Origin of the sequence: Limnospira sp. PMC 289.06 (assembly GCF_032350395.1) — a bacterium.
GTDB lineage: Bacteria > Cyanobacteriota > Cyanobacteriia > Cyanobacteriales > Microcoleaceae > Limnospira > Limnospira platensis.
This window is the reverse complement of the sequence record NZ_JARPLC010000448.1, coordinates 1-547: the sequence shown is the minus strand read 5'-3', so window position 1 is coordinate 547 and position 547 is coordinate 1. Positions and strand designations below refer to the sequence as shown.

Below are 547 nucleotides of genomic sequence, written 5' to 3'. Positions count from 1 at the left end.
TATGGACTAAGGTTCAACGGAAAGTTTTTAAGCTCCAAAAGAGTATATTTCAAGCATATAAATCGGGACAGAATGCAAAGGTTAGAAGGTGGCAACGTCTATTGGTGAAATCATACTATGCCCGACTCTTAGCAGTGCGACGAGTGACTCAAGACAATCAAGGAAAAAGGACGGCTGGAGTAGACGGGGTTATCACAATCTCCCCTAAACAAAGACTGGAATTGACCGAGAAAATCAAAGGAAATCTCAAAGCAAAGGCACTTAGGAGAGTATGGATACCAAAACCTGGTAGGGATGAAAAAAGCGGGAATGGGAATACCCACAATCCAAGATAGAGCTAGGCAAGCCTTGGTTAAATCGGCACTTGAGCCCGAATGGGAATCAAGATTTGAAGGCACTAGCTACGGGTTCAGGCTAGGAAGGTCAGCCCACGACGCAATAACCAGAATTTACCAAAGTATTAACAAAGGTGAATACTATGTATTGGATGCAGGTGCGAGACGTTCGGGTATGAAATAGGGCTTAAATGCCCGAAATAACTACCCGG

General features: G+C 44.1%; 1 protein-coding gene. It reads left to right on the top strand.

The genetic code is table 11. The annotated features are described in order from the left end of the window. The coding region (locus P5674_RS25715; RefSeq protein ID WP_315670475.1) for a reverse transcriptase N-terminal domain-containing protein at window positions 1-335 on the top strand (335 nt) is incomplete at its 5' end. Window positions 336-547: the final 212 nt, after the last annotated feature.